This is a genomic window from Neobacillus drentensis, from assembly GCF_036966985.1.
Classification (GTDB): Bacteria; Bacillota; Bacilli; order Bacillales; family Cytobacillaceae; genus Neobacillus; species Neobacillus drentensis_E.
The window spans coordinates 1-6,043 of the sequence record NZ_JBALSN010000288.1 but is presented as its reverse complement, the minus strand read 5'-3'; the positions used below and the strand labels follow the sequence as shown (position 1 = coordinate 6,043).

The window sequence follows — 6,043 nt, the reverse complement described above, 5'->3', positions numbered from 1 at the left end:
GGAGTCTTCGTGCCTTCCGCTCCAATCAACAGAGTGTCAAAATCAACATTAATCTTTAACAGCCTAATAAATAATTATTAAGGAATCATAAAACTGAGGAAATGACTCTGAACAAAGGTCATAATTCCAATAATTATCACTAGGAAGAAGCTATGTTTGATTGTAAAGCGGAACAGTTCGGATTCCTTACCTGCAAGTCCAACAGCAGCACAGGCAACGGCTATTGATTGTGGTGAAATCATTTTTCCGGTTACTCCACCTGAAGAGTTAGCTGCCAGAGCTAACACCGGATCCATACCAATAGAAGTAGCTGTGATTTTTTGGAGGTTACCGAATAATAAGTTTGCAGAAGTATCAGACCCAGTAATAAACACACCAAGCCAGCCAAGGAAAGGTGAGAAAAACGGAAATAGTAATGAACCTGTTTTGGCAAGTGACATTCCAAGGGTTGTACTCATTCCAGATGCATTTGTAACATAGGCAAAACCAACAACAGCAGCAATCGTAATGACAGGATATTTTAATTCATTAATCGTTTCACCAAAGGTAATAGCCCAATTTTTCCAGGAGATACCGACGATGAATTTTGTTAAGATCGCTGCGAGGAGGATCGCTGTACCGGCTGCTCCCAAAAGTTCCAATTTATAAATTGCTGGAATAGGAGCCCCAGCGGTGTTAATGATTTTATTATTTATTAATGGCACATTTGGTATAAATGTAAGTGCATGCCCAATCGAATTAACGGCTTTTAAGATGGCGTTTCCACCTTCGTAATGACCTGTTAATGCGAGCTTAACGGTAGGCATACCCCATAATGTAATAATTGCTGTTAACAATAGGAAAGGTGACCATGCCTTGAAAACTTGTCCACCCGTATGCTTTACTTCTTGTGTCTTAAGTTTCCTTGCTGAAGTAGCAGCGAGTTCTTGCTCAGAAGCAAATCGGAAGATTGTTTTTGGCTTCCAGAATTTTAAGAAGATGGCAAGTGCGAATAAGGAAACTAAGGCTGATAAGATATCGGGAAGTTCTGGTCCCATAAAGTTAGAGGTAAAGAACTGAGTACCAGCAAATGCTACACCTGAAACAAGAATCGCTGGCATGACTTCTTTCGTTTTTTTCCAGCCAGCCATGATAAATACTAGATAGAATGGGATAAAGACTGATAGAAATGGCAACTGGCGGCCTACCAATTTTGAGATCTCCGTTGCTGCAATACCAGTTGGCCCTTCCATGGCAATGATCGGTGCACCAATAGCTCCGAACGCAACTGGTGCAGTATTAGCAATCAGACAAAGCCCTGCTGCATATAAAGGATTAAATCCTAAACCCACTAAAAGAGCAGCTGAAATTGCTACTGGTGCACCGAAACCCGCTGCACCTTCAAGGAATGCACCGAAGGAAAACGCTACCAAAAGCGCTTGTAAACGGCGGTCTTCGGTAATTGAAACGACGGAAGTTCGGATAATATCAAATTGTCCAGTCTTTACAGTAAGCTTGTACAAAAATACGGAAGTAATGATAATCCATCCGATGGGAAGGATCCCATATACCGCACCTTGTGATGCTGACATAAATGCCATACCTGCAGGCATTTTATAGGCAAAAATTGCAATCAATAAGGCTAAAGCAAGTGTCGATAACCCAGCAAGATAGCCCTTCATCCGTTTAATTGCTAAAGCCCAGAAAAAGTAAAGAATCGGAATTAGTGCAACAACAGCAGATAATGCGAGATTATCTCCCACCGCAGTAAAATTTTGAGTAAATGTCATAATAGCTTAATCCCCCCGAATTAGCTTTTTAGATTTTATCCCCGAGTAATAATGCCTACCCTCCTTTATTTAGTAACCGCTTACAATGGTGACCAAGTCATCAGATGACTAGATGATTCATGCTGCTAAAATGAATTATAGGGACGAAATGGAAGAAATACAATATTTTTTTACAAAATTTGTATTTTACAATGTTGCTACTATATATATAGTAGAAAATGAATTTAATTAGAAGATGGAGATTACATATGCAGATTTTTGAAAAAACTGTATAATAAAGATGCGTCTGAGAAACGAATGCTTGTTAGGGGCTGGACCGATGAATTATAAAAAAATAAAACCCAAAAAGATCTATGAAGAAGTAGCAGAGGCCATATATGAAATGATTCGAACAGATCAAGTTAAACCAGGGGAAAAACTTGATTCGGTACAACAACTGGCAGAAAATTTTCAAGTGGGCCGTTCTGCCATACGTGAAGCGTTAACCTCATTAAGAGCGATGGGTCTCGTTGAAATGAAGCAAGGGGAAGGTACATTCGTAAAGGAATTTGAACCAGAGCAAATCACCTTTCCACTATCAACAGCTATTTTAATGAACCAAGAAGACATTGCTCAATTATTAGAGGTTCGTAAGATTATTGAAATTGGTACGGCTGCTGCAGCTGCTAAAAAAAGAACCAGTCAACATTTATCTATGCTGGAGGAAGCCCTTGAAGAAATGAAGAATGCACAAGGGAATGAGACACTGGGTGAAAAAGCTGATCTACAATTTCATCTTGCTCTTGCTGATGCCGCGCAAAATCCTTTGTTGCTTAGCTTGATGAATCATGTTTCTGGATTAATGGGAGAAACCATGAAAGAAACACGACGTGTTTGGCTCTTTTCTAAACAAACCACAGTGGAACGTTTATATAATGAACACAAGAATATATTTGAGGCGGTAAAAGAGCAGAATGAAGAAAAAGCGAGCAAGTTTATGCTTGTGCATTTAGAAAATGTAGAAGCTGTACTGCAAAAGTATTTTCAATCTACGAAATTTTCTAGCTAACTATTTTATACAGTCAAATCGTTAAAACCCATAAAACATGCAGCCTCCAAACCATTTGGGAATGCATGTTTTTATAAATTTATTTTTTTTTGATGGAAGCACTTTCAAAAGGTTCTAGTTTTATTGTAGTATGAATGATATAAAAATCTATTTCTTTTTTTAGTTAAGTCATCAGATGACCAGTTCATCAGCGGAACTTATGAAAATCTGAAATATAGGAGAGGAAGACAATCATGAAGGTTACACTTTTTGCAACTTGTATTGTAGATATGTTCAAAAGTAATGTAGGAAAGGCCACCGTCGAATTACTTGAGAGGCTCGGCTGTGAAATTGATTTTCCTGAATCGCAAGTTTGTTGCGGGCAGCCATCATATAATAGTGGTTATGTTAAAGAAACAAAAGAAGCTATGAAACGGATGATCGACACATTTATCGATGCTGAATACGTAGTCTCTCCATCAGGGTCCTGCATAACGATGTTCCATGAGTATCAGCATATTTTTAAGGGAGACCCCGTTTGGGAACCAAAAGCAAAAAAACTTGCTGAAAAGTCATTTGAACTTACGCAATTTATTGTTGATGTATTGAAAATTGAAGATGTCGGTGCCCGTTTTGAAGGAAATGTAACCTATCATACCTCCTGTCACATGACAAGATTGTTGGGTGTAAAGAAAGCTCCTATGATTCTATTAAGTAATGTAAAAGGTCTAAAGTTCACCGAATTGCCTGGGAAGGAACAATGCTGTGGTTTTGGGGGCACTTTTTCTGTTAAAATGGCTCAAATTTCAGAGCAAATGGTGGATGAAAAAGTCCGCCATGTTGAAGAAACTGGTGCTGAGTATCTTATTGGTGCGGATGCAGCCTGCTTGATGAATATCGGCGGAAGAATTGATAGAGTAGGTAAGCCGATCAAGGTAATGCATATTGCCGAGGTATTAAATAGCCGTTGATAATTTAATTCCCTGTTGATTGGAGCGGAAATCAACAGGCAAGTTTTATAGAGTCATAAAAAAAAGGATGGAGGAATAAATGATGGCAATGAAGATTAGCACGGATCAATTTAAAGAACGTGTTGATAAAGGAATTCATGATGACTTCATGCGGGGTGCCGTTGCTGGAGCACAGGACGGTATGGGTGTAAAAAGAAGAGTCGCCGCTGAGGAACTAGGAAACTGGGAAGAATGGCGCTCGCATGGAGAAGAAATCCGTCAACATGTATTGGAAAATTTGGATTATTATTTAGAACAACTAAGTGAGAATGTTGCCAAACGTGGCGGACATGTATTTTTTGCACAAACCAAGGAAGAAGCAAATGAGTATATCCAAGGGATTGTAAAAAAGAAGGAAGCCAAGAAAATTGTTAAATCGAAATCGATGGTAACTGAAGAAATCAGTTTAAATGCGATGTTGGAAAAAGAAGGCTGTGAGGTTATAGAAACAGATCTGGGCGAATACATTCTCCAAATTGATGATCATGATCCGCCATCTCATATTGTTGTACCTGCGCTCCATAAAAATAAAGAGCAAATTCGCGATGTGTTTACGGAGAGGTTAGGTTACACAAAAACATCAAAACCAGAAGAATTAGCTTGGCATGCCCGTGAGATGCTTCGTAAGGAATACCTATCAGCCGATATCGGAATTACTGGCTGTAATTTTGCTGTGGCCGAAACAGGTTCTTTTAGTCTAGTAACTAACGAAGGAAATGCTGATTTAGTAACAGCATTACCTAAAACACAAATTACAGTTATGGGAATGGAAAGACTGGTTCCAACCTTTGAAGAGATGGAAGTTTTAGTTAGCTTACTAACAAGAAGTGCGGTAGGTCAGAAATTAACTAGCTATATTACTGTGTTAACAGGACCGAAAGAAGCATTAGATGTCGATGGTCCGGAAGAATTTCACCTTGTCATTGTTGATAACGGAAGATCCAAGATACTTGGGGGAGAGTTCCAATCTGTTCTACAGTGTATCCGCTGTGCTGCCTGTATTAACGTATGTCCAGTTTATCGGCATGTGGGCGGACACTCATACGGCTCTATTTATTCCGGCCCTATCGGTGCAGTCCTATCTCCATTATTAGGCGGATACGACGAATTTAAAGAGCTCCCTTACGCTTCAACCCTATGTGGCGCTTGCACAGAAGTATGTCCAGTAAAAATACCGTTACATAACCTTCTTCATAAACACCGAGAAGTCATTGTCGAAAGAGAGGGAAAAGCACCAATATCCGAAAAACTATTAATGAAGGCTTTTGGTTTAGGGGCAGCCTCTCCAATCATGTATAAGATAGGATCTAAGATGGCACCTGCTGCAATGAACCCTTTTACAGTGGGTGAGAAGATTTCTAAAGGACCAGGTCCATTAAAGGCTTGGACAGATATTCGTGATTTTCCGGCACCAAATAAAGAGCGATTCAGAGATTGGTTTAAAAACCGTGAAAAAGGAGGCAAATAATCATGGTTGGGACGATTCACAATCGAGATAAATTTCTAAATCAAATCGCGGGCCGTCTTGGGCGGCCACGCATTTCCTCTCCAGTTGAAAGGCCGACCTGGAAATTCCAGCCCCAATATGAGGTTTTGAAGGGCGCTACACAAGATGAATTGTTAGAGGTACTTAAGGAGCAATGTAAAAAAATTCATACAAGCCTTTATGTAACAGATAGCAATGATTTATCTTCAGTCCTAAATGAAGTAGTTTCTGGCTATGGCGGCGGTCCGATTGTCACTTGGAAGGATGAACGCTTTTCCAAGTGGGGACTCAATCCACTTTTAAAGAAGGAATGGCCAGAACAGAATATAGAGGTTTACGAATGGAATCTTAGCAAGGGGCAACAAAACATTGCAAAAGCAGAGAAGGCCAATGTGGGGATTACCATTAGTGAAATTACTCTTGCTGAATCTGGAACGGTCGTATTGTTTAGTGATGAGAATAAGGGAAGAACTGTCAGTTTTCTACCTGCAACCTATATCGCACTTATACCGAAAAGTACACTAGTACCGCGGATTACGCAAGCATCTCAAAAGATGCGGGAGATTCATAAGATAACTGGTCATGTTGCTTCGTGCATCAATTTTATTACTGGACCTAGTAACTCTGCCGATATTGAGTTGAATCTTGTCGTTGGAGTGCATGGACCAGTAAAGGCATCGTATATTGTCATTAATGATTTATAAATATTTTTAGAAGTCTGTACCGTAATCGGGTGCAGGCTTTTTTTTAT

5 protein-coding genes are annotated in these 6,043 nt (G+C 39.6%); 4 read left to right on the top strand and 1 reads right to left on the bottom strand.

Annotation, left to right across the window (positions count from 1 at the left end):
• Positions 1–77: 77 nt before the first annotated feature.
• On the bottom strand, positions 78–1,769 hold the full coding sequence (locus V7659_RS19075; protein ID WP_335541421.1) for an L-lactate permease: 1,692 nt from the start codon (positions 1,767–1,769) through the stop codon (positions 78–80).
• A gap of 319 nt (positions 1,770–2,088) precedes the next feature.
• On the opposite strand from V7659_RS19075, the gene V7659_RS19070 reads away from it, so the two are divergent.
• The 4 genes from V7659_RS19070 to V7659_RS19055 all read left to right on the top strand — a co-directional run bounded on the left by V7659_RS19070 (position 2,089) and on the right by V7659_RS19055 (position 5,996).
• The gene (locus V7659_RS19070; protein ID WP_335541420.1) at positions 2,089–2,817 is read left to right on the top strand and encodes a FadR/GntR family transcriptional regulator; all 729 of its coding nucleotides are present in this window, start codon (positions 2,089–2,091) and stop codon (positions 2,815–2,817) included.
• A 233-nt stretch (positions 2,818–3,050) separates the two neighbouring features.
• On the top strand, positions 3,051–3,767 hold the full coding sequence (locus V7659_RS19065) for a (Fe-S)-binding protein (RefSeq protein WP_335541418.1): 717 nt from the start codon (positions 3,051–3,053) through the stop codon (positions 3,765–3,767).
• An 82-nt stretch (positions 3,768–3,849) separates the two neighbouring features.
• Positions 3,850–5,274: a LutB/LldF family L-lactate oxidation iron-sulfur protein gene (locus V7659_RS19060; RefSeq protein ID WP_335541449.1), complete on the top strand. Its 1,425-nt coding sequence runs from the start codon at positions 3,850–3,852 to the stop codon at positions 5,272–5,274.
• A 2-nt stretch (positions 5,275–5,276) separates the two neighbouring features.
• The gene (locus V7659_RS19055) at positions 5,277–5,996 is read left to right on the top strand and encodes a LutC/YkgG family protein (RefSeq protein WP_335541417.1); all 720 of its coding nucleotides are present in this window, start codon (positions 5,277–5,279) and stop codon (positions 5,994–5,996) included.
• The last annotated feature ends 47 nt before the right edge of the window (positions 5,997–6,043 follow it).